General features: G+C 71.6%; 15 protein-coding genes and 1 pseudogene. 8 read left to right on the forward strand and 8 right to left on the reverse strand.

Going from position 1 to position 22,457, the window contains the following annotated elements; all coding sequences use genetic code 11:
• Window positions 1-185: 185 nt before the first annotated feature.
• Window positions 186-1,541, forward strand: a pseudogene (locus MTES_RS00730) (APC family permease); the annotation flags it as partial.
• A 377-nt stretch (window positions 1,542-1,918) separates the two neighbouring features.
• Here the strand turns inward: MTES_RS00730 and MTES_RS00735 are convergent.
• The 5 genes from MTES_RS00735 to MTES_RS00755 form a co-directional block, all read right to left on the reverse strand.
• Entirely contained in the window at window positions 1,919-2,512 is a 594-nt protein-coding gene (locus tag MTES_RS00735; RefSeq protein ID WP_013583241.1) for a helix-turn-helix domain-containing protein, read from the reverse strand.
• Window positions 2,513-2,573: 61 nt separating this feature from the next.
• The gene (locus MTES_RS00740) at window positions 2,574-4,199 is read right to left on the reverse strand and encodes a dipeptide ABC transporter ATP-binding protein (protein ID WP_013583242.1); all 1,626 of its coding nucleotides are present in this window, start codon (window positions 4,197-4,199) and stop codon (window positions 2,574-2,576) included.
• Window positions 4,200-4,266: 67 nt separating this feature from the next.
• Window positions 4,267-5,265, reverse strand: coding sequence for an ABC transporter permease (locus MTES_RS00745; RefSeq protein WP_013583243.1), 999 nt, complete (start codon window positions 5,263-5,265; stop codon window positions 4,267-4,269).
• Window positions 5,262-6,227 (reverse strand): ABC transporter permease, encoded by a 966-nt coding sequence (locus MTES_RS00750; protein ID WP_013583244.1) that lies wholly within the window; start codon window positions 6,225-6,227, stop codon window positions 5,262-5,264. The genes MTES_RS00745 and MTES_RS00750 overlap by 4 nt, the downstream gene beginning before the upstream one ends.
• Window positions 6,228-6,315: 88 nt before the next feature.
• On the reverse strand, window positions 6,316-7,845 hold the full coding sequence (locus tag MTES_RS00755; protein ID WP_013583245.1) for an ABC transporter substrate-binding protein: 1,530 nt from the start codon (window positions 7,843-7,845) through the stop codon (window positions 6,316-6,318).
• 161 nt (window positions 7,846-8,006) lie between these two features.
• On the opposite strand from MTES_RS00755, the gene MTES_RS00760 reads away from it, so the two are divergent.
• The 5 genes from MTES_RS00760 (at window position 8,007) to MTES_RS00780 (ending at window position 16,454) form a co-directional block, all read left to right on the forward strand.
• The gene (locus MTES_RS00760) at window positions 8,007-8,630 is read left to right on the forward strand and encodes a DUF1028 domain-containing protein (protein WP_013583246.1); all 624 of its coding nucleotides are present in this window, start codon (window positions 8,007-8,009) and stop codon (window positions 8,628-8,630) included.
• A gap of 263 nt (window positions 8,631-8,893) precedes the next feature.
• A complete protein-coding gene (locus MTES_RS00765) occupies window positions 8,894-10,855 on the forward strand; it encodes a glycosyltransferase family 39 protein (protein WP_013583247.1) in 1,962 nt (653 codons plus the stop codon).
• An 82-nt stretch (window positions 10,856-10,937) separates the two neighbouring features.
• A complete protein-coding gene (locus tag MTES_RS00770) occupies window positions 10,938-12,413 on the forward strand; it encodes a DUF3375 domain-containing protein (RefSeq protein ID WP_013583248.1) in 1,476 nt (491 codons plus the stop codon).
• Window positions 12,406-13,104, forward strand: coding sequence for a DUF4194 domain-containing protein (locus tag MTES_RS00775; RefSeq protein WP_013583249.1), 699 nt, complete (start codon window positions 12,406-12,408; stop codon window positions 13,102-13,104). The genes MTES_RS00770 and MTES_RS00775 overlap by 8 nt, the downstream gene beginning before the upstream one ends.
• Window positions 13,101-16,454: an ATP-binding protein gene (locus tag MTES_RS00780; RefSeq protein WP_013583250.1), complete on the forward strand. Its 3,354-nt coding sequence runs from the start codon at window positions 13,101-13,103 to the stop codon at window positions 16,452-16,454. The genes MTES_RS00775 and MTES_RS00780 overlap by 4 nt, the downstream gene beginning before the upstream one ends.
• Before the next feature lie 93 nt (window positions 16,455-16,547).
• Here MTES_RS00780 and MTES_RS19015 read toward each other — a convergent pair whose 3' ends face one another.
• Both MTES_RS19015 and MTES_RS18265 read right to left on the reverse strand, forming a co-directional pair.
• Complete coding sequence (locus MTES_RS19015) at window positions 16,548-16,877, reverse strand: hypothetical protein (RefSeq protein ID WP_013583251.1); 330 nt, start codon at window positions 16,875-16,877, stop codon at window positions 16,548-16,550.
• A gap of 1,010 nt (window positions 16,878-17,887) precedes the next feature.
• Window positions 17,888-19,843, reverse strand: a complete 1,956-nt coding sequence (locus MTES_RS18265) for an HNH endonuclease signature motif containing protein (protein ID WP_013583252.1) — start codon at window positions 19,841-19,843, stop codon at window positions 17,888-17,890.
• A 271-nt stretch (window positions 19,844-20,114) separates the two neighbouring features.
• Here MTES_RS18265 and MTES_RS00800 point away from each other — a divergent pair, with 271 nt between their 5' ends.
• The gene (locus tag MTES_RS00800; protein WP_013583254.1) at window positions 20,115-20,507 is read left to right on the forward strand and encodes a DUF3021 domain-containing protein; all 393 of its coding nucleotides are present in this window, start codon (window positions 20,115-20,117) and stop codon (window positions 20,505-20,507) included.
• A 30-nt stretch (window positions 20,508-20,537) separates the two neighbouring features.
• Here MTES_RS00800 and MTES_RS00805 read toward each other — a convergent pair whose 3' ends face one another.
• On the reverse strand, window positions 20,538-20,861 hold the full coding sequence (locus tag MTES_RS00805; protein WP_013583255.1) for a hypothetical protein: 324 nt from the start codon (window positions 20,859-20,861) through the stop codon (window positions 20,538-20,540).
• Between the two features lie 19 nt (window positions 20,862-20,880).
• On the opposite strand from MTES_RS00805, the gene MTES_RS00810 reads away from it, so the two are divergent.
• The gene (locus MTES_RS00810; protein ID WP_013583256.1) at window positions 20,881-22,329 is read left to right on the forward strand and encodes a PLP-dependent aminotransferase family protein; all 1,449 of its coding nucleotides are present in this window, start codon (window positions 20,881-20,883) and stop codon (window positions 22,327-22,329) included.
• Window positions 22,330-22,457 lie beyond the last annotated feature (128 nt).

Raw genomic sequence — 22,457 nt, forward strand, 5'->3', positions numbered from 1 at the left:
CTCCCGGCACACCCCGCCGACACTCCCGCTCCCACCCCGAGCGGTGCTCTCGATGCTGTACCCGACACCATCTCCGGTCACGACCGCGTCGTGACCCGCACCCTCTTGGAGGAGCCACGAACGATCATCTCGGTGCCGCCACGGCACCCGCGAACTCGGGCGCGAAGCTCGCCCGCACCCTCGGACTCTGGTCGATCGTCGGCCTCGGTCTGGGATACATGACCCCGACGGTCGTCTTCGACACCTTCGGTCTCGTCGCCGAGAAGACGAACAACGTCGTCCCCGCGGCCTACGCGGTCGCCCTCATCGTGCTCGTGTTCACCGCGATCAGCTACGGCAAGATGGTCCGCGTCATCCCGAGCGCCGGTTCCGCCTACACCTACGCGCGCGAGTCGATCCACCCGGGCGTCGGCTTCGTCGTCGGCTGGACCGCGTTGATCGACTACATGCTCCTGCCGATGGTGAACGCGCTGATCCTGCGCAGCTACATGGAGGCGCTGTTCCCCGACGTGCCCGGGTGGATCTGGGTCGTCGTCTTCACGGCCGGTGTCACCGGCGTGATCTACCTCACGATGCGCGGCACCTCGAACGTCAACATGATCCTGCTCGTGTTCTCGATCCTCGTGATGACCGTGTTCGTCGTCATGGTCGTCGTGCAGCTCGTCGGCGGCGCGGGAGCGGGCACACCGGTGTCGATCGCGCCCTTCGCCCACAGCGAGGTGCAGTTCGGCGCGGTGCTGGCCGGGGCCACCGTCGTGTGCTTCTCCTTCATCGGCTTCGACGCGGTGTCGATGTACTCCGAGGAGGCGAAGACGCCCAAGATCATGCCCCGGGCCATCGTCTTGACGCTCATCGTGGGCGGCATCATCTTCCTTATCGCCTCGTACGTCACGCAGCTGCGCTTCCCCGATTCGACCGCGTTCCCGCAGGAAGCGATCGAGGACAGCACGCTCCCCGAGATCGGCGTGCAGGTCGGCGGCCCCGTGCTGCAGGCCGTGCTCACCGCCGCAGGCTTCGCGGCGACGCTCGCCTCGTGGCTCGCCTCGCACGCCTCGGTGTCGCGCATGCTCATGGTGATGGGCCGCAACAACGTCCTGCCCCGTCGCATCTTCGGCTTCATCAACCCGAAGACGCACACGCCGACGTTCTCGATCGTCATCGTCGGCGTGATCAGCCTGCTCGCGATCTCGTTCACGCTCGAGCAGATCTCCGCGTACATCAACTACGGGGCGCTGGTCGCCTTCTCGTTCGTGAACATCTCGGTGATCGCGTGGTTCGCGATCCGCAAGGGGCTGCACAAGACGCCGGGCGACATCGTCAAGTACATCGTCATGCCCGGCATCGGTCTGCTGCTGACGGCTCTGCTGTGGGTGAACCTCGACGCGCACGCGCTCATCGGCGGCCTCATCTGGACCGGTCTCGGTGTCGTGTACCTCGTGATCCTCACGCGCGGTTTCCGTCGCCCGATCGCGTCCTTCGACGAGAACCAGCCGGTCACCGGGGTGAACAAGACGTTCCCGGGGCCGCGTTCGGAAATCTGATCCGGCATCCGCCCGCCTGAATGCGTCGGCCGCGGCATCACTCCCTGGGGTGTCGCGGCCGACGCGTGTCCCGCGCTCCGGAACTCAGCCGCGTTCGGTGCCCGAAGCGCGCCGCAAGATCGTCCGGGAGGGCATCGGGTCCGGAGCGCGGGACGGGGCGGGGCGGGGCAGGCGGGGCGGGGGCCGGTACAGCTGCGACGACGAGTACGTGCTGTCGCCGCGCGATCGCCTCGCGTTCCGGGTTCTCGCGGGCGGGCCGAACTCCTGAATTCCGGGGTCGACTCGCGCGGTGGGGCGACGACGCGGCTTTCCCCTCGCGGTTTCTCAGGAGTTTCGCACGCCCGGCTCCGGGTGCGAGCCGCAGCCCGAACCCGCTCTCACCGCTCGAACGGCGTGACCGCCCCGAGCACCACGGTCTCGGCGTCGTGGCCGTTGGCCCACCAGTGCGGCTCCGAGCAGCCGTACGTGACCGTGTCGCCCGCGCGGAGCTCGACGCGCCGGTCGGCCTGACAGACCACGAGCACGCCGGATTCGACCGTGACCGTCTCGGTGCCGATGTGGCGGAACGGGCTCGCCTCGTTCGAGAACCCCGCCGGCAGGGTCGAGCGGATGAGTTGGAGCATCGACTCGCCGCGCGGGGTGAGCAACTCGCGGACGGCGCGCTGCGAGGCCGGAGCGTCGACGGCGACCGGCATGATGTGGCGCTTCGCGCGGGTGACCACGGCCAGCGGCACGGCCGGTTCGTCGAGCAACTGGGCGACCGGGATGCCGAGGGCCCCGGCGAGACGTTGCAGGGACTGCAGCGAGGGGTTGCCGAGTCCGCGCTCGAGCTGGCTGACCAACCCGAAGCTCACGCCGGCTTTCTCGGACAGCGCCTGGACGCTCAGGCCGAGGCGTTTGCGGGCATCGCGCACCGCGGCACCGAGGGTCTCGACGGCGCGCTGCTCATCGGCATCCGTGGCTCTGGTCATGACCGTGTCAGCGTATCGAGGTCCGCGCGCACGAGCGGGGAGGCGTCGGGGCGTCCGCGCGTCACGCGCGCACCCGCGGCCCCTCGGGCGGCACGGCCGCGAGCAGCGCCCGCGTGTACTCCTCCCGCGGGTTCGCGAACAGCTCGGCCGCGGGCGCCGCTTCGACGACCCGGCCCCCGCGAAGCACGACGACGTCGTGGCTCATCTGCTGCACGATCGCGAGATCGTGGGCGATGAAGAGGTACGTCAGGCCCTGTTCGACCTGCAGACGCCGCAGCAGGGCGAGCACGCGCGCCTGCACCGAGACGTCGAGCGACGCCGTGGCCTCGTCGAGGATCACCAGCTCGGGCTCGAGAGCGAGGGCGCGGGCGATCGACACGCGCTGGCGCTGTCCGCCGGACAGCTCGTGCGGGTAGCGCTTCGCGAAGGCGGGGTCGAGGTCGACGAGGTCGAGCAGCTCCTCCACGCGCGCGGTGCGGGAGGCCGCGGTCCGCCCGCCGAGGCGGTGCACGCGCAGGGGCTCGGCGATCGCGTCGGCGACCGTGCGTCGAGGATCGATCGAGGCGAACGGGTCCTGGAACACCATCGCGATGCGTCGACGGTCTCGGCGCGGGGCGCGCAGCGCGTCGCGCACGCCCCCGCCGGTGGCATTCGCCAGGGTCGCCGTCCCCGCGTGGGGCGCGACGAGCCCGGTCAGGGCGTTCGCGATGGTGGACTTGCCCGAGCCCGACTCCCCCACCAGCGCGAGCGTCGTGCCGCGGCGCACGGTGAACGACACGTCGTCGACCGCGTGCACGGTTCGGCGCCCCGCGGGGGTCTGCACCGCGAAGCGCACATCGAGATCGGCGACCTCGAGCAGGGGCGCAGCCTCCGGCTCGGGCGCGGGGCCCGCTCCCCCGACGACCCGCGGGCGCGCCGCGAGCAGCTCGCGCGTGTAGGCGTGGTGCGGATCGGCGTACAGCTCCGCCAGGGGCCGCTGCTCCACCGCCTCGCCGTGGCGCAGCACGATCACGTCGTCGGCGACCTGCCCGATGACGCCGAGGTCGTGGCTGATCCACACCACCGCCGTGCCGCGGTCGCGCTGCAGTTGCTGGACGAGGTCGATGATCTGGGCCTGCGTGGTCACGTCCAGCGCCGTGGTCGGTTCGTCGGCGACGAGGAGGGCGGGGTCGCACGCGAGAGCGATCGCGATCATCACGCGCTGACGCTGCCCGCCCGAGAACTGGTGCGGGTACGCCTCGACCCGCGATGAGGGATCCGGGATGCCGACGGCCTCGAGCAACGAGATCGCCCGGGTCTGCGCAGCCCGCCGGGTCAGTCCCCGGTGCGCCTCGAGCGACTCCGCGATCTGGCGGCCCGCGGTGAGGAACGGGTTGAGGGAGGTCGACGGATCCTGGAAGACGAAGCCCACGGCGTCGCCGTGCACCGAGCGGAGCGTGCGGTCGGTCGCGCCCACGAGCTCGATGCCGGCGGCATCCGGACTCGTCTTCAGCACGCTCGAGCCGGCCACGCGGCGGCCGGGGGCGTCGATCAGACCGGTCGCGGCGAGGACCGTCATCGACTTGCCCGAGCCCGACTCCCCCACGATGCCGAGGGTCTGCTCGCGCTCGACCGAGAAGTCGAGGCCCCGCACGATGGGGGTTTCGCCGATGGCGACGCGGAGATCGCGGACGTCCAGAACAGTCATCGCGGGCTCTCCTCGGTGGTGGCGGTCTCGCCGATCGCGACGCGAAGATCGCGGACTTTCAGAACAGTCATCGTGAGATCTCCTGACTCGTGTCCGGCCGCTCGAGCGTCGTTCTCCGGCGCCGTCGCTCCCCCTGTCGCGCCTCGATGAGGGTCCGCTGACGAGGGTCGAGGCCGTCGCGCAGCCCGTCGCCGAGGAGGTTGAAGGCGAGGGCCGTCACGAAGATCGCCGCTCCCGGGAACACGCTCATCCACCACGCCTGCGAGAGGAAGCCCTGGGCGGTGAACAGCATCCCTCCCCACGACGGGGCCGGGGGCTGGATGCCGAGGCCGAGGAACGACAGCGCGGCCTCGGACAGGATCGCGAACGCGAGCGAGAGGGAGGTCTGCACGACGATCGGTCCGCCGATGTTGGGCAGGACGTGGCGCACGAGGATGACCGGCGCCGGGGTGCCCATCGTGCGCGACACCTGCACGAACGGCGACGTCCGCAGCGACAGAGTGCTCGCGCGGGCGACGCGCGCGAAGATCGGCGTGTAGACGACGCCGATCGCGATCGTGGTGGTGAGCATCCCCGGCTGGAAGATCGCGATGATCGCGAGGGCGAGGAGCAGCACGGGGAAGGCGAACATCACGTCGACCACGCGCATGAGGGTCGCGTCGACCCACCCGCCGGCGTACCCGGCCACGACGCCGAGGACGAGGCCCAGGACGAGCGCGATCGTGACGGCGACCACGGCGATCGTGAGGGAGGTGCCCCCGGCGAGGAGGACGCGCGAGAGCACATCGCGGCCGAGTTCGTCGGTGCCGAACCAGTGGGCGGCGCTCGGCGGGGTGAGGGCGTTCGCGACGTCGATCTGGTTGACGCCGTACGGGGCGATCCACGGCGCGAGCGCGGAGGCCAGCACCACGACGGTCAGGACGATCGCGGCGGCCACCGTGAGGGGGTTGGCGGCCAGCAGCCGCCAGGACCGGACGCGCGTGCGCGTGTTCGCGACTCCGGGACCATCGACGGTGTCGGGCCCGGACCCGGCGGCGGGGCGGGGAGCGGGGGTGAGACTACTCATGCGGCTCGGATCCTCGGGTCGACGACGGCGTAGAGCACGTCCACGATCAGGTTGACGACGATGAACATGACGGCCACCAGGAGCACCGCCCCCTGGATGAGCGGATAGTCGCGCGCGGCGACGGCGTCGTAGACGAGGCGGCCGAGGCCGGGCCACGCGAAGACGACCTCGACCACGATGACGCCGCCGAGGATGGTCGCGAGCTGGATGCCGGCGATGGTGAGCACCGGCACGAGCGCACCGCGCACGATGTGGCGCGAGACGACGATGCGGCGCGGGAGGCCCTTCGACACGGCGGTGCGGATGTAGCCCGAGGAGGCGACGTCGATGACCGCGGCGCGGATGTAGCGCGTCATGATGGCGCCGGCGACGAGGCCGACGGTGATGCCGGGGAGGGTGACCTGCCGCAGCCACCCGGCGGGGTCGTCGGTGAGGGCGACGTATCCGCTGGCCGGGAGCAGCCCCAGGGTGACGGAGAAGAACGAGATGAGCAGCATCCCGAGCCAGAAGTCGGGGATCGAGACGCCGAACTGGCTGCTCAGCCGCACGATGACATCGCTCACGCGGCCTTCCCGGAGCGCGGAGTAGACGCCGGCGGGGATCGAGATGACCAGGGCGATCACGAGTCCGACGAGGGCGAGCGAGATCGTGGCCGGCAGGCGCTGCAGGAGCGTCGTGGTGACCGGCTGACCGTTGCGGAAGCTCACGCCCAGGTCGCCGGTCACGGCGTGGGCGAGGTACGAGAAGAACTGCTCCGGCAGGGAGCGATCCAGTCCCGACGCCGCGCGGAGGGCCTCGTAGGCCTCGGGCGTGTAGCGGGTGCCGAGGGCGAGCCGCACGGGGTCACCGGGCACGAGGTGCACCAGGGCGAACACGACGATCAGCACGCCCAGCAGCACGATGGCCGATGAGAGCAGGCGCGCGCCGAGGAAGCGCGCCAGCCGTGCGGGGGCGACCCTCATGAAAACCTCCTTGCTCGACGCCGGGCGGCGACGGCGGTCTAGGGCGCGACCGCGGGGGCACCGACATCCGGCACCCCCGCGGCGAGCGTCACTTGTCGACGCTGGTGCCTTCGAAGCGGATCGCGCGATCCGCGCGGGTCTCGTAGCCCGACACCTTCGGCGACCACAGCTGCGTCACGGACGGGTTGTAGAGGTAGATGTAGCTGGCCTTGTCGGCGATGATCGTCGCGGCCTGCGCGTAGAGGTCTTTGCGCGCGTCGGTGTCGGTCTCGACCCGACCGGCGTCCAGCAGCTTGTCGACCTCGGGGTCCGAGAACTTCTGCGCGTTGCTGGCACCACCGGTGTGGTGCTGCGAGTAGTAGAAGTCGTCGGGGTCGATGTTGCCGAGCCAGCCCATCATCAGCATGTCGAAGTTGCCGGAGTTCTGCTCGTCGAGCCACGTGGAGAAGTCGGGCTGGCGGATGGAGACCTGGATGCCGAGCGGCTCGAGGTTCGCGGCGATGATCTGCGCGGCCGTGACCGTCTCGGGGTAGTCGCTCGTGGCGAGCAGGTCGAGGGTCCCGCCGGTGAAGCCGGCCTCGGCCAGGAGACTCTTCGCCTTGTCGACGTCGGTGGAGTACGTGTTGTACTCCGTGTACCAGACGCTCTGCTTCGGGATCGCGAGCTGGTTCTTCTCGGCGGTGCCGTAGCTGACGGCCTGGACGATGGCATCCCGATCGATCGCGTAGGCGATCGCCTGACGCACGCGCACGTCGTTCCACGGCGCCTTGGCCTCGTTGAGGGCGAGGTACCAGTAATCGCTCGACGGGGTGAGCCCGAGCTGGACGGAACTGTCGCTCTTCAGCTGCTCGACCTGCTGCGGCGGGACGACGTCGGTCCAGTCGATGTCGCCGGCCTTCAGCGAGGCGAGGGCGGTGGCGGGCTCCGAGATGAAGCGGTACTCCACTCCCCCGAGCTTCGGGGCGCCGCCCCAGTAGTCGGGGTTGGCCTTCAGGGTGATGTGATCGCCCGCGACGTAGTCGCTGACCGAGAACGGGCCCGTCCCGACGGGGGCGGTGGTGATGTCACCGGACTCGACGTTGGCCTTCTCGACGATGGCCATGCCCTTGAAACCACCGAGGTTCGACAGCAGGTTGGGTGTGGGCTGCGACACCGTGATCACGACGGTCTTGTCGTCGGGGGCGCTGACGTCGCTGACGGTGGCGAACTTCCAGGCGTTGGCGAGCTTCTCGTCGATGATGCGGCGGTAGGAGTAGACGACGTCTTCGCTGGTGAAGTCGGAGCCGTCCTGGAATTTCACGCCGTCGCGCAGCGTGAAGGTCCAGGTGAGCTGGTCGTCGCTCGTCGTCCAGCTCTCGGCGAGCGCGGGCTGCATCTCGAGATTGGCATCGGGCTGGACGAGAGTGTCGTACACGTTCTCGAGCACCTCGAACGCGAAGTACGACGTCGTCTTCTGCGGATCGAGCTGGTCGGGCTCGCCACCGATCGCGGCGACGAGGGTCTGGGCGGACGCGGAGCCGGAGTCGCCGAGATCGACGCTCTGGCCCGCCGAGCAACCGGCGAGGGCGAGGACCGCGGCGAGCGCGCCGGCGATGCCGAGTGTGGTGCGCGATGTCATGTGAATGCCAATCGGGTGGGCGGGTCATCATTTAGATGATGTTTCGATCAGTATGTGCAAGCATGGGGGCGGGCACAAGCCCGGGGCGGCCTCGAAACACGATCTTCACAAAGCCGCTCCGCACCGACCGCCCGTCTCTCGTCGACCCCTGGGGAGCGCCCATGACCTTCACCGTCCTCGCCCGTGACACCCGTCACGGCCTGATCGGTGCCGCGACCGCGAGTCGCTCCCTCGCCGTCGGTGCGTCGGTGATCGCCGTGGATCCCGCCGTGGGTGTCGCGGCCAGCCAGGCGTGGACGAACCGTGCCCTCCGTGGACGTCTGCTCGCCGCGATGCGCGAGGGGCGGACGGCGGCCGAGGCCGTGGCATCCGTCCCCTCCTGGGACGAGGGGTACGCACTCCGCCAGGTCGCGGCGCTCGCGTGGACGTCGCCGGGGGCGGCCCGATCGGGCGAGGCGATCACCGCGTGGGCGGGTCATTCGACGACGACGGATGCCGTGTTCGCGGGCAATCTGTTGACCGGCCCCGAGGTGCTCGAAGCGATGAGCGCGGCCTGGGTGCGCAGCAGCGGTGACCTGGCGGGGCGGCTGATCGAGGTGCTCCGGGCCGGGGACCTGGCCGGCGGGGATGCGCGCGGCCGGCAGAGCGCGGCTGTCCTGGTGGCCTCCCCCGCGGACACCCTCCTCGACCTCCGTGTCGACGACCACGACGAGCCGCTCGCAGAGCTGGGGCGTCTGCACCGACTGTCTGCGGCCCCCCAAGAGGTCCCCGGCACCGTCCGGTAACTCCCCGCAGTCCGGCAGCCCAGCGCCGTTCGGTAACTCCCCGCGGTCCGGTAGCCCGGCGCCGTCCGGTAGCTCCACGCAGTCCGGCAGCCCGGCGCCGTTCGGTAACTCCCCGCGGTCCGGTAGCCCGGCGCCGTCCCGTAACTCCGCGCCCGCGGCGCGGGGGGAATCACTCCCGCTCGGCGCGGGGCGGAGTCACCCCCTCGGCGCGCTCATATCCCGCTCATATCCGCTTGCGGATCGTGGGGTCGAGGCTGTGCATCGTGACCGAGACCCTCCCCCTCGCGCGCTGGTGGCGCGAACCCCTCTGGGCGAAGGGCGTGCTCGCCGCGATCCTCGCCGGCAGCGCCCTGCTGATGAGCTGGAACCTCGCCCGCGGGGGCGACTTCGCGTTCTACGAGGCGGCGGCGCGGTCGATGTCGGAGTCGTGGCGCGCCCTGTTCTTCGGCGCCTTCGACCCGGCCGGCACCGTCACGCTGGACAAGCTCGCCGGTTTCGCCGTGCCGCAGGCCATCGCCATCCATCTCCTCGGCATGTCGACCTCCGCCGTGGCGCTGCCCCAGGTGATCGAGGGGCTCGTGACCGTGATGGCCTGCGCCGTCGTCGGACTCCGCTGGGGAGGGACCGGGGCGGGTCTGGTCGCGGCGCTGGCGGCGGCATCCACCCCCATCTTCGTGTCGATGTTCGGCCATCCGATGGAGGACGGCCTGCTCACCATGGCGCTCGCGGTCGCCCTGGTGTGGTGGCAGCGCGCGATGCTGACCGCGCGGTGGTGGCCGCTCCTGATGGCCGCGGTGTTCGTCGGGGTGGGCTTCCAGGCCAAGATGATGTCGGCGTGGTTCGTGCTCCCCGCCCTCTTCGTGGGGACCGTGATCGCGGCCCCGAGCCTTCGCCGCGGGTTGGCGCGTGCATCCGCCCTCGTGGGCGCGAGTGTCGCCGCCTCGATCGTGTGGATCACGGCGATCGCCCTCACCCCGGCGAGCATGCGCCCCTTCATCGACGGGTCGACCGACGACGATGTCTTCGCAATGGTGTTCGGCTACAACGGCCTCGACCGGTTCGCTCCCGGATCGGTTCCCGGCTCGGTGGGCGCACCGAGCGGGGGCGGAGTCGCCGAGGGACTGACGACCCTGGGCCGCGCGTTCGGCTCGCACGCGGGCGCGGCGGCGGGCGCGGGGTCCTCGCCGACGAAACTCCTCGAGATGCCGCTCGTGACGCAGATCGGCTGGCTGTACCCCGCGGCCCTCGTCGGGCTGGCTCTCGCGCTCTGGCGATACTGGCCGCGGCGCGGGCGCCCGCGGGATCGGGCGCAGTGGGCCCTGGGAGTCGTCGCGGGGCTGTGGCTGGCCACCTCCGCGGCGGTCCTGTCGGCCACCCGGGTTCCGCACACCGCGTACGTCGCGGCCCTGGGGGTCCCGCTCGTGCTGCTGACGGCGATGGCGTGGAGCGAGGGATGCCGGCTGCTGCGCTCACCCCGCCGCGGGGGGCGACTGGTGCTGCCCGCCCTGCTCGTCGTGCACGGCGTCTGGTGGAGCGTGCTGGTGCGTGAGGGGCAGCTGCCCGCGGTGCTCGCGGCGGGGGCCGGCGTCGTGCTCGTCGCCGGGGTCGTGCTCGGCGTGATGGGCGCGTGGCCGCGTCGCCCCCGCCCCGCGTTCGCTCGGGCTCTGCCCGCTGCCCTCGCCCTGGCTCTGCTGTGCGCACCGGTGGCGGCGAGTCTCCAGGTATTGGACGCGAATCGTGACGGGAGCGGCGGCGACGCCTACGTGGGGATCCCCACCCGCTCGGACCGCCCCGACGAGAGCTTCGCGATCTCAGCGCCCGCGCTGTGGGGCGGAACGCCCGCGATCTCGTCGGCCGTCGCCCAGCTCGTCGCGACGGCCCGCGCCGACGGGGGCGGGACCGACGGCGCTCCCCTCCTGGTGAGCGACACGTGGGCGATCTCCGCTCAGATCATCGACGCCACCGGCGCGAGCGTGTTGACGGACGGCGGCTACTCCGGTCACGTGCCGGTGTTCACGGCATCCGCCCTCCGCACCATGGAGCAGTCGGGGCGCGTGCACCTGTTCGCCGTGTCCTCCGGTGCGGGCAAGGACGATCCCGTCCGCGAGGTCGCCACGGGCCCCGGATGCCACGAGGTCCAGGAGTGGAGACTCGACGGCCACGGCGAAGGCGGCGAGGTGAACAAGGTGTCGCAGGTCGCGCTGTACTCGTGCGAGAGCGCGTGAGGATCGGTCGGCGCGACCGCCTTCGGCGAAGCACCTCTCACCCCGCTCAGGCCCGTCCCCGCGCGCCGGTAGACTCCCCTCAGTGACCACCACCCGCACCGAAGCCGCGTACCTGCGCTCGGTGACGGCGTTCAAGAATCCGACGCTCGACCTTCTGCACGGGCGGTTCGCCCCCTTCGTCGTCGCCGTGCTGTCCATCGTCTTCACTCCCGACCGTCCCGCCGTGGCCGTCGCGGACGCGCACGTCGAGGTCGCCGAGGCGATCGACGAGCTGCGCGCGGCGGGCTACGACACCGACGACGATCGCCGGATCCCCGCGGGCTCGGCGCGCGACATCTGCCGCGGCTGGGTACGCGTGGGCTGGTTGGGGCTGCAGATCGAGGACGACGTCGAGGTCTACCGCCTCTCGGCACACGCCGTCGGCGCCCTGGAGATCGCGGGTCGCGCGGGCGGCGGGCGCGCCCGTGTCTCCCGGTCGCGCGTGCGCACGCTGCTCGACGCCGTCGATCGTCTGGCCCGGGACGCGGAGAGCGACCCCGTCCGCCGGCGCGAGGCCCTGCTCGAGGAGCGCGCGGCCCTGGATGCCGAGATCGCGGCCCTCGACGACGGCATCGTCGAACCCCTCGACGACGATCACCTGCTCGAGGAGGCCGAGAACGTCATCCACCTCGCCCGCGAGCTCCCCGCGGACTTCTCGCGGGTGGCGGAGTCGATCGCCGCGATGCAGCGCGACGTGGTCGCCGAGCTCCGCCGCGACGTGCGCCCCACGGGCGAAGTCCTGCGCGAGTACCTCGAGCGGGGCCGCCAGGTGATGCAGGCGACCCCCGAGGGGCGCGCGTTCCAGGGGGCGCTTCGCCTGATCGGCGATCCCGAGAACATCGACGACCTCACCGACCAGCTCCACGCCGTGCTCGCCCAGCCCTTCTCGCGGCTGATGACCCCCGAGCAACGCGGAGAACTGGATGCCATCGCCCGCCGCGTCGAAGCGGGTGTGCAGGAGGTGCTCACCGCCCAACGGCGCGCGTCGCACGTCATCACCGCGCAGGTGCGCACGCACGACCCGATCCGCGACCGCCAGGTCGACGACCTGCTGCGCGGGGTCATGGCCGGACTCCACCGCTGGAGTCAGACCCGCGCGCCGGGGCGCGTCGAACCGGTGCGGACGCTGCCGCTCGCCGACGTCGGGCACCTGCGCCAGTCGATCAGCGACATCAGACCTGCCGGAGCCCCCGAGCCCCTGGCATCCGGAACCGACGACGTCGAGTTCGTCGACGCCGACACGCGCGCGTGGGGCGGGCCGCACTACGCCGAGCTCGAGGCGTACGTGGCGCGTCTGGGTGAGGGGTTCGACCTCGCCGAGGCGTTCTCGGGAGCGGATGCCGAGACCCGCCGCCCCGTCGATCTCGTGGGTCTGCTCGAGATCGTGCACCGGAGCGGTCTGACCGAGACGGACGAGGTGTCCGTCGTCGAGGCCGTGCGCCCCGACGGGACGACGCGGCGGTTCGCGTTCGGGGCGGTCCGAGCAGGAAACGAGAGAGAAAGTACTTCCGATGACTGACGTGGACACGACCGGACCCGAAACCTCCGCGTTCATCTCCCCCGTCGCGATGGAGAACGACCCCGACGCGCTGTTCGCCGGCGATCGCGGCACGCTCGACGCCGACGTGCGGCGGGTGCTCGTGCGGATCCTCCAGCGCCGGTTCCTGCTCGCCGAGAACTCCCCCGCCGAGTGGAAGCTCCTGCTCGAGCACCAGCAGATGATCGAGTCGCGCCTGAACGACCTGTTCGTGCGGCTCGTCGTCGATCACGCCCGTGGGGTGGCGTACAAGGAGCAGGTGCGCAGCGACGAGGTCGACGTGCCGATCCTGTTGAAGGACGAGGCGTACTCCCGCGCCGAGACGCTCGTGCTCGTCTACCTGCGCACGGTCTTCCAGCGCGAGACGACCGCGGGCACGGCATCCGCGCGCGTCGATGTCGAAGAAGTCGAGCAGACCGTGCTGACGTACTTCGCCGAGACCGACGGCACGCGCGCGAGCCAGCAGCGCGCCGTGCGCACCGCGATCGCGCGGCTGGATCGCGAGGGCATCATCGAGGAGGAGTCCGAGGGGCGCTACCGCATCGGACCGCTCATCGAGATCGTGTTGAGCGCCGAGACGCTCCGAGAGCTGCAGGCCTGGCTCGACGAGCAGACCGCGGGTTCCTCGGCATCCTCCTCCCCCGAGACACCCCAGGGAGACCTGCTCTCATGACCATGCTCGAGACCCTGTTCGGACTCATCCCCGCCGCCTCGCGCGGACAGCAGTGGGTCGCGGAAGACCTGCAGCTGATCAACTGGGGCGGGTACGACGGCACGCACCGCGTGCGCTTCGCGCCGACCGCGACCCTCCTGTGCGGCGGGTCGGGCTCGGGCAAGTCCACGCTCATGGACGCGTACGTGGCGCTGATGATGCCGCACACGACCCCCTTCAACGGGGCGTCGAACGGGGCGGTCGTGGGGCGTCCGCGCGGGCAGGAGCAGCGCAACATCCTCTCCTACGGGCGCGGCAAACTCGACGAATCGCGCACCGACGAAGGCACGAAGGTGCGCGTGCTCCGCGGCGACGGCGTCGACACGTGGACGGCGATCGCGATGACGTGGGCCGACCACGACGGCGCCCGGTTCACGGCGGTGCGCGCGTGGTACATCCCCGCGGCGGCCCGCACGCTCGATGACGCCGTCAAGGTGCGCGCGACCGTGCACGGGGCGTTCGATCTGCGCTCGCTGGAGTCGGCGGCGCAGAATCACCTGTCGGATGCCGCGGTGCGGGCGACGGGCCTCGATACCCTCGCGACCGACCGGGAGTTCTCGGCGCGGCTGCACGCGGTGCTCGGCATCGGCGCGGCGGGGGCCGGGACCAAGGCGATGAGCCTGCTCGCGCGCATCCAGGCCGGACAGCAGATCACCACGGTCGACGACCTGTACAAGCGCATGGTGCTCGAGGAGCCCGAGACGCTCGCGGTGGCCGATGCGGTCGTGTCGCACTTCGACGGGCTCGAGTCCACGCGCACGCGCATGATCGAGGCGCGGCAGCAGGTGCGGGCGCTGCAGCCGATCCGCGCGATGAAGACGCGGATCGACGAGGCTGCCGAGCGGCTGCGGCTCATCGACGCGCTCGGGCGCTTCGGCGATCCGGAATCGCGCGCCTCGCTCTGGCGCGCGCAGCGGCGGGTCGACCTGCTCGGCGCCGTGGAGGACGAGCTGCGCGAGCGCACGCACGCCACCGATGCGCTCGTGCGCGAACGGCAGGCTCTCGCGGATGCCGCCGAGGCCGAGCGCGAGGGACTCGGCGACGTGCTGCGCGCGGCCGGCGGCGACCGGTTGGATGCCGCTCAGCGCGAACTCCGGGGACTCGAGCGGCGCCTCGCGGGGATGCAGCGCGACCGCGAGCGGTTCGAGGCGGCTCTCGCGGTGCTGTCGGTCGAGGTCTCCTCGGCGAAACAGTTCGACGCCCTGGTCGCCGACGCTCGTCGGACGCTCGCCGACACGGATGCCAAGAGCGCGGTGCGCGACGCGTTCGTCGCCGCGAGCAGTCGGCACACCGACCTGCGCCAGCAGCTCGCCGCTCTCGAGGCCGAGCATCGGCGCACTCAGACCCGCGACGACAACATCCCGCCGCGTCTGCATGAAGCGCGCGAAGCGCTGGCCGAGGCCGCGGGGCTGACCGCTGCCGAGCTGCCCTTCGTCGCGGAGCTCGTCGACGTCCGCACCGAGTTCGAGCCGTGGCGCGGGGCATTCACCCTCGCCCTGGGCGGATTCGCGACGACGTTGCTCGTCGATGCCGCACACCTTTCGGCGTTCCGCTCCGCGATCGACGGCGTGCGGCTCAGCGAGCGCCTTCGGTTCGAGGGCGTGTCGACGGGGCTGCCGGAGCGGACGGGTCTCGACCCCGCGACGTTGCCGGGGCGCCTGGAGTACCGCCGCTCCCCCTTCACCGGTTGGCTGCAGGACCGGCTCGAGCAGCAGTTCGCGTTCGTGTGCGTGGACAGCGCCCCCGAGCTGACGGGGCATCGACTCGCCCTGACGATCTCGGGCCAGACGAGCCAGGGCGCGCGCGGGGCGCACGGCGGGTCGACGCGCCAGAGCATCCTCGGGTTCTCCAGTCGCGTCCGCCTGACCGAGCTCGGCGAGCAGATCGTCACCGCGCGGCGCGACCTCGCCACGGCGAAGGCGGCGGTCGACGAGGCCGCGGCGGCCCTCGACGCGTTCGACGAACGGCGCAGCGCGTACGAGAAGATCGCGGATCTGTCGTGGGACCAGGTGGACACGGCATCCGTCCAGCGCGAGCTCGATCGCTGGAACGAGACGATCGTCGAGATCACCGCGGGGAACCCGCGTATCGCGGAGCTGCAGGAGCAGATCGACGGGACGCGGGCGCGTGCCGCGCGGCTGCGCGAAGAGATCGGCGGGGCGAAGACCGAGCAGCAGGCGTTGGCGGCGCGATGGGCCGAGATCACCGACGATGTGGACAGCGCGAACGAGCGCCTGGAGCGGGCCGAGGACGCCGAGATGGTGTTGTCGGCGGACGAAGCCGCGTACCTCGACGGGCTTTTCGTCGCGCCTTCCGGGGAGGATTCTTCGCCGTCTCAGCGTCTCGCCCGATTCGACGCGGCTCTCGAGAGCGCGTCCCGCCTCCTGCTCGAGGAGCAGCGCTCCGCGCAGGAGACCTGGGGCGATCAGCGCGACAGCCTGCGGCGCACGCTCACGGCGTTCACGGACCGGTGGCCGAGCCCGAACCTGCTGGCCGACCCGGACGAGTCGCTCGGCGATTTCGAGCGGATCCTTGCCGATCTCGAAGCCAGCGGTCTGCACGAGCTCGAGGCGGAGTGGCGTGATTCGCTGCTGCGGCTGTCGGGGAACGATCTCACGAGCCTCGACTCGGCGCTCACGCGGGCGCTTCGCGAGATTCGCGAGCGCATCGCGCCGATCAACGACATCATGCAGGATCTGCCGTTCTACGACGACGAGCACCGCCTGCAGATCGTGCCGCGCGAGAACCAGTCGGAGGTGCGTCGGCGGTTCCGGCGCGAGCTCCGGGACGTGCGGGCGGCGATCGACGCGGCCGGGTCGGACGAGGAGCGCGAGGCCGTCTACGGGCGGATGGCGCGGCTGATCAATCGCATCCGGCCCACGGCTCCCGACTTCGCCGACCTCGTCGACGTGCGCAATCACGTGCGGGTGAGCGCCGAGCGTTTCCGCGCCGACACCGGCGAGCACGTCGCCCTGTACGACCACATCGGCGAGAAGTCGGGCGGCGAATCCCAGGAACTGATCGCCTTCATCGTCGGCGCGGCCCTGCGGTATCAGCTCGGGGATGCCGGAGCCGAACGGCCCCGGTACGCCCCGGTGTTCCTCGACGAGGCGCTCATCAAGGCCGACGCGCACTTCACCAAGCGCGCGATCGGTGCGTGGCGGGGGCTCGGTTTCCAGCTCGTCATCGGCGCGCCGAACGACAAGTACAGCGCGATCGAGCCGCACGTCGACGTCGAGTACGACATCCTCAAGGACACGCGCGGGCGGTCGTGGGCGAAGGCGAAGGTGGGGGTGACGCCGGAGGCGTGAGTGCGGCGCGGGAAGCCTGTCCGCGAGAGCTGAGCATCCGTCTCGACGCTCGCCGTGGCGGTGCCTCTCGGCATCCCTCGTCTCGGCTCATCCTCACATCGTGATGAGCGCTGCCAGTGAGAGCAGGTAGCCCACGAGCAGGGAGACCACCCACGCGGTGGCGGCCGCGAACCACCAGTTCTGTCGTTCTTCCCAGCCGCGACGGCGGGGGTCGTCGACGGGCATGCGGCGAAGGGCGCGCTGGGTGACGATGAGCGCGGGCGCCGCGAGGAGAAAGATGACGATCGTGGCGGCGAGCTGCAACAGCAGGCCGTTCTCACGCGGACCGATCGCCACCGTCGCGCCGGCCGACGCCACCGCGTCGACGATATCGAGGGGGCCGCTCAGCGCGATGATGCCGACGGCGCCGAGGACGACGATCACGACGCGGACGATCGCTTCGGTGGGGGGTGGCGCGGGGGCCGGGCCAGCTGCGCCGGGGGTCAGGGCGGGAGTTATGCCCGCTTCGCCGGGGGTTGGCGCGGGGGTTGGCGCGGGGGCCGGGCCCGCTGCGCCGGGGGTCAGGGCGGGAGCTGTGCCCGCTTCGCCGGGGGTTGCGCGGGAGCCGTGCCCGCGGGCCGGGCCACGGCGCGGGGGCCGAGCCCGCGGGGCCGGGCCACGCCCGGGGCGCCGCACCGGCGCCCTCGCCCCTCGGCCTCGGGTCCGCGCCGGCGTGCTGACGGCTCCACAGCTCGCGCCGGAGGCGTCGGAGGGCGAGGGGCCACACGACGACGCCGGTGATCGCGGCGAGAATCCACGCGAGGACCTGGGTCGATGACATCCGGAATCCCCACGCCTCGGCGAGGAAGACGCCTCCGATCCACGCGAACAGCACCAACGGGATGCCGACGAAGACGGTGAGCAGAACGATGAGCAGCCGGGTACGGCCGGTCAGCCGTCGGGGGCGAGTCGCGCCGTCGGTGTCGGGGCGCGAGCTCATAGGGAGATCGTAACCAGGGGCGTGCGGGGGTCTCGCCCGGGCAGCCAGCGTCGCACGGGAATCCGCCGCGCAGAGCGGGATCGCGGTGGTGCCGGAGCCCCGGTCGGTCCTCGACCTCGGTTGGGCCTGGACGGCGGTTGGGTCCGGGCCCGACCTCGGTAGGGGCCCGGACGGTGGTTGGGTCCGGACCTCGGTTGGGCCCGGCCTCGGTTGGACCCGGACGGCGGTTAGAGCCAGACCGCGGTTAGACCCGGACCTTGCTTGGACCCGGACCGCGGTTAGACCCAGCCCTTGGTTGGACCCGGACCTTGCTTGGACCCAGACCTCAGTCGGTCCCGAGCCTCATTCCGTCCTGAGCTTGAGTCCGTCCCGAGCCTGCGTCATCCCGAGCCCGATTCCGTTCCGAGCCCCATTCCGTCTCGAATCTCCCCCCTCCCGAGCCTCCGTCCCGGAGCTAGAAGGGCGGCGGGCCCTCGGGGATCTCGGCTCCGAGCGGAGACGTCCACCGCATCTCGCCCGTGCCGGGGTCGCGGGATGGCTCCCACTGCGACTCGTGACGCAGACGGTGGTGATGTCGGCATTCGGGCGCGAGGTTGTCGTCATCGGTCGCGCCTCCGTCGCGCCAGGCGGTGAGGTGATCGAGATCGCAATCGCGGGCGGCGCGTCCGCAGCCGGGGAAGACACACGTCGGGGACGTCACACCCAGCCATCGACGCAACGCCGTCGGCACGCGGTACGTCGAACGGTCGAGGGCGAGGGGCACCCCCGTAAGCGGATGCGTGAGGACACGAACCCACGACCTCGCTTCGCCGGCGAGACGCCGGGCGGTGTCGAGGTCGATCGGGCCGTACCCATCCAGCGTCGCGGGCTCGGTTCCGGCACCGAGGAGAGTCAGCGCGGGAACGGTGACGACGACGGTCGGCCGACGATCGGGACGCGCGGCGAACGAGGTCGACGGCGGTGTCTCGCGGGCGGGGCCGCCACGGGCGTCTCCGGGCGCGTCGGCATCATCGACTGAGAGAGGATCGGCGGCGGGCGGACCGCTCGCGGCGGGTGCGGCACCCGCGGCGGGTGGAGCACCACCGGTGGGCGGAGCGCCCGCGGCAGGCCGAGCACCCGTGCCGGGCGGAGCGCCCGCGGCAGACCGAGCACCCTCGGCAGTCGCGACACCCTCCGCAGGCCGAGGGTGAGCAGCAGGCCGAGCGTGAGCAGCAGGCCGAGTGCCGGCGACGGCAGGAGCTCCCGCGGAGGTCGGCGCACGCGGCGTGATGAGAGCATCTCCGGCGGACAGCCCCGCGGATGTGGGCGCACCCGACGTGAGCAGATCCGCGACGGCGTCGGCGCGCAACTGTGCGAGTGTCCGCTCCTCGTCGGGCGCGACGCGCAGGTGGCGGGCGATCCGGTCCACGCACGTGAGAGCGGCGTGCGCGCGGTCGGCGGGAAGAAGAGCGGTCAGCGTCGCCATGCCATCGAGTTCGGGGGTGACCCATACTCCGCGGTCACGGGCCGCGCGGCGATGCCGGGCCTCGAGTGATTCGCTGTGCACACGCTCTCGAAGCGCACGGGCCGCGACCGAGAAGCGGGCGGGCGGAAGGCGAAGAGCGCGGTCGAGAGCGCCCTCGTCGAAAGCACGCCACGACTCATGCGCCTCTGGGGCCGATGGCGCCTCGTCGGAGGAGTTCGCGGACGGATCCGGAACGGACGTGACCCCCGCCAGGAGCCCCTCGGCGAGAACCTCGGACTGTTCGGCATCCGGAACCGGGTCATCGCACCCGAGCGTCGATTCGGCGGGGGCCTCGTCGGGGAGCGACGTCGCCAACCGCGCCGCTTCGACCGCGTGACGCTCGGAGAGCAGCCCGTCCGAGAAGGCGGTCCAGACCTCGGGGCACCGGCTCTGCAGCATCTCGGCGTGCGCCGCCCGGGTGCGCACGGTCTGCTCCGACAGTCGAAGCCGCGTCGCGATCTCGGCGACGACGGCACGCTCCGCCATGTCGCGGCGGTCGCGACGCACGGCGGCGACCGAGCGTCGCCGCGAGTCGCTCCACTCGACGTCGAGCGTCGGGTCGGGACCGACCCACGGAACCGGATCAGCCGCTGCCGCGCGCAGGAGCAGGGCGATCAGGCGGTATTCCGCGGCCGTGGCACGGTGGCGATCGCGCACCTGGTGGGTGAGCTGCTCGAGAAGCCCGGCAGGGCTGAGCTCTCCCTCGAAGCCCACCTCACCCGCGAGATCGACACTCCCGTTCTCGCCCGAGATCGGGTCGGAGAAAGGGCCGGGATCGGCGAGACCGTGTTCGATCGCCCACACCGAATCCGCCTCGGCGAGCAGGTCATCGTCGCTCGGCCACGGGACGCCCCACGACGACACGACCGAGGTCGGTCGGCCGTTCGCAGGTGCCGTGATGTCCATGATCCAACGCTAGCGAGGGGGTCCGACATCGGCCTGGGCTCGCTGATTCAGGCTGATGGGTGACGGAAACGGATGCCGTGGCAAACGGACACGCTCACCGGCACCCCGCGCACGACGCGGCTCCCCCGGCCAACGGATGCCACGACAAGCCGACGCACCCACCCTCCCGGCTACCGACCCCGCCGCAGCTTCCCCGACGCAGGCAACGCCGATCACCCTCACCAGCGCGGCATCCCTCCCGCGACCAAGGACCCCTCCCTATGCTGACCCTATGAAGCTCCTCCCCGCCGTCCTCCTCCGAGCGGGGATCCCCCTCGTGATCATGACCGCGATCGGCGTCGCGCTTCTGGTCCAGGGCAAGACCGCCGACGGCCGCGCCACGCTCGCCGTCGGCGTGATCGCGGCCGCCGTCTCGGGAGCTTCGGTGATCTACGGAATCGATGCGTGGGGCATGCGGAAGCAGACCCTCGTGCACTTCGCGATCATGACCGTCACGGTGCTGCCCGCCCTCCTGCTGAGCGGGTGGTTCACGCTCGACAGCGTCTGGGGCTACGCGGGCGTGATCACGACGTTCCTGGGGGTCGGCATCCTGCTCTGGGCGTTCTTCTTCGTGCTGTTCACGAAGGTGCTGGCGCGCCGCAAAACGCCGCGCTCCTCCCTCTAGCGGCGACGACGGCCCCGCCGCGGCCGCGCCTCACACCGGGACGAGAACATCGACTCCGGCAGGAGCAGAATCCTCCGGCTCGCTCGCACCGACGAACTCCCCCAGGGTCCGCTCCCCCACGCCCGGCTCAGCCGCCACACGCATCGCGAGCGACCGCACGAGCGTGACGACGCCGGCCATGACGACGGCGGAAGACGGGGAGAGCGCCCGGTCGATGGCATCCAGAATCCCGAGCAGGCGGACGTCGTGGCACCGCACGTCGTCGGCGCCGATCCACTCGAGCAACTGGACGATGGTCCAATCGGCACCCAGTGGACTGAGAAAGGCGGATTCGGGAGATTCGAAACGGGTCATTGGCCCACAATCGGGGGTTATGACCCTCGTCGACAGAGCCACTTCCGCCCTGGTGGACCAGCGCACGGCCATCGTCTCGGCCGAGCGCCTCGCAGCGCGACTCGGCCGCTGGGCGAGCACCGACGCGACCCTCGCGGCGAGTCTGGCCGAGGCCATCGCCCGGCTGGTCCGCGACGGGGAGCTCCGCGGCGGCGATCGCCTCCCCTCGGAACGGACGCTCGCGGCCACCGTGGCGGTCTCGCGCGGCACGGTGGTCAGCGCGTACTCGCGGCTGTATGACGACGGCATCCTGGATCGCCGCCAGGGAAGCGGGACGCGCATTGCGGGGACCGTGCCCGCGGCCACGCGACAAGCCGCCGGTCGCGGCGAAGCGCTGTACGCCACCCTGCCCTCGAGCATCGATCTGCTGCGCGCGGTGCCGTCGATCTCGCCGCTCGCGGTCGACATCGTGCAGCGCCACCGTCCCGTGCTCGACGCCACCACCGTCGAGGCCGACCCCGCGGGACTCCCCGGACTGCGCGCCCTGATCGCCCAGACGATGACGGCCGACGGCACCCCGACGACCCCCGCGCAGGTCCTGGTCACCCACGGCGCGCAACAGGCGCTCAGCCTGCTCGTCGACGAGATCGTGTCCCCCGGCGACACCGTCCTCACCGAGGAAGTGGCCTGGCCCGGACTCACGGATGCCGTGCGCCGCCGCGGCGGCCAGGTCCACGGCATCCGTCTCACTTCCGACGGGATCGACGTCGAGGCGCTCGAGAGGGCCATCGTCGTGCGTCGCCCCGTGCTCATCGCCCTGAACCCGCACAACCACAACCCGACCGGGATGCAGACGAGTCCGGCGATCCGGCAACGGGTCGCGGACCTCGCCGCCGAGCACGGCGTGACGGTGGTCGAGGATCGCGTCCTCGCCCACGTCTCGTTCGACGGGATCACCCCGCCGTCGCTCGCGGCGCTGCGTCCCGACGCGCCGATAGTCGTCGTCGAGTCGCTGTCGAAGTGGGCGTGGGAGGGGCTGCGCGTCGGGTGGCTCCGGGCGGACCCGGTGCTCGTGCGACGCCTGCGGGGGCTCCGCCAGAGCACCGACCTGTCCACCAGCGTTCCCGCGCAGCTGCTCGCGCTCGACCTGCTCGCCGAAGCCCCCGCCCTGCGTCGCGACGTCGCCACGGTGCACCGCGAGGCCGCCATCGCCGCGGGTCGATTGCTGACGGTCCATCTCCCCGGCTGGCGCTGGCAGCCCCCGCGCGGGGGCCTCTGCATCTGGGCGCAGCTGCCCGCCGGCTCGGCGACCGCGTTCGCCCGCCACGCCGCGGGGTTCGGGGTGTCGGTGGCCGGGTCCGCGCAGTTCGCCTCGGACGTGGATGCCGATGACCACATCCGGATCCCGGTGACCGCGGTCGGCCAGGTGCTCGAGGCGGGGGTCGAACGCCTCGGGGAGGCGTGGCGGGAGTATGCCGGGAGCCGGTGACCCGGCCAGTGCGATGGGAAGGACAGCGCGCGCGAGCTCGGCGTCACAAACCGTTTGCCTGGGCGTTCCCTGAGAGGCTCTAATGTGATCGCTGAGGGCGACTTTTCGAGGCCCCGGGGGAGAACACA

It is taken from the genome of Microbacterium testaceum StLB037 (assembly GCF_000202635.1).
Lineage (GTDB): Bacteria > Actinomycetota > Actinomycetes > Actinomycetales > Microbacteriaceae > Microbacterium > Microbacterium testaceum_F.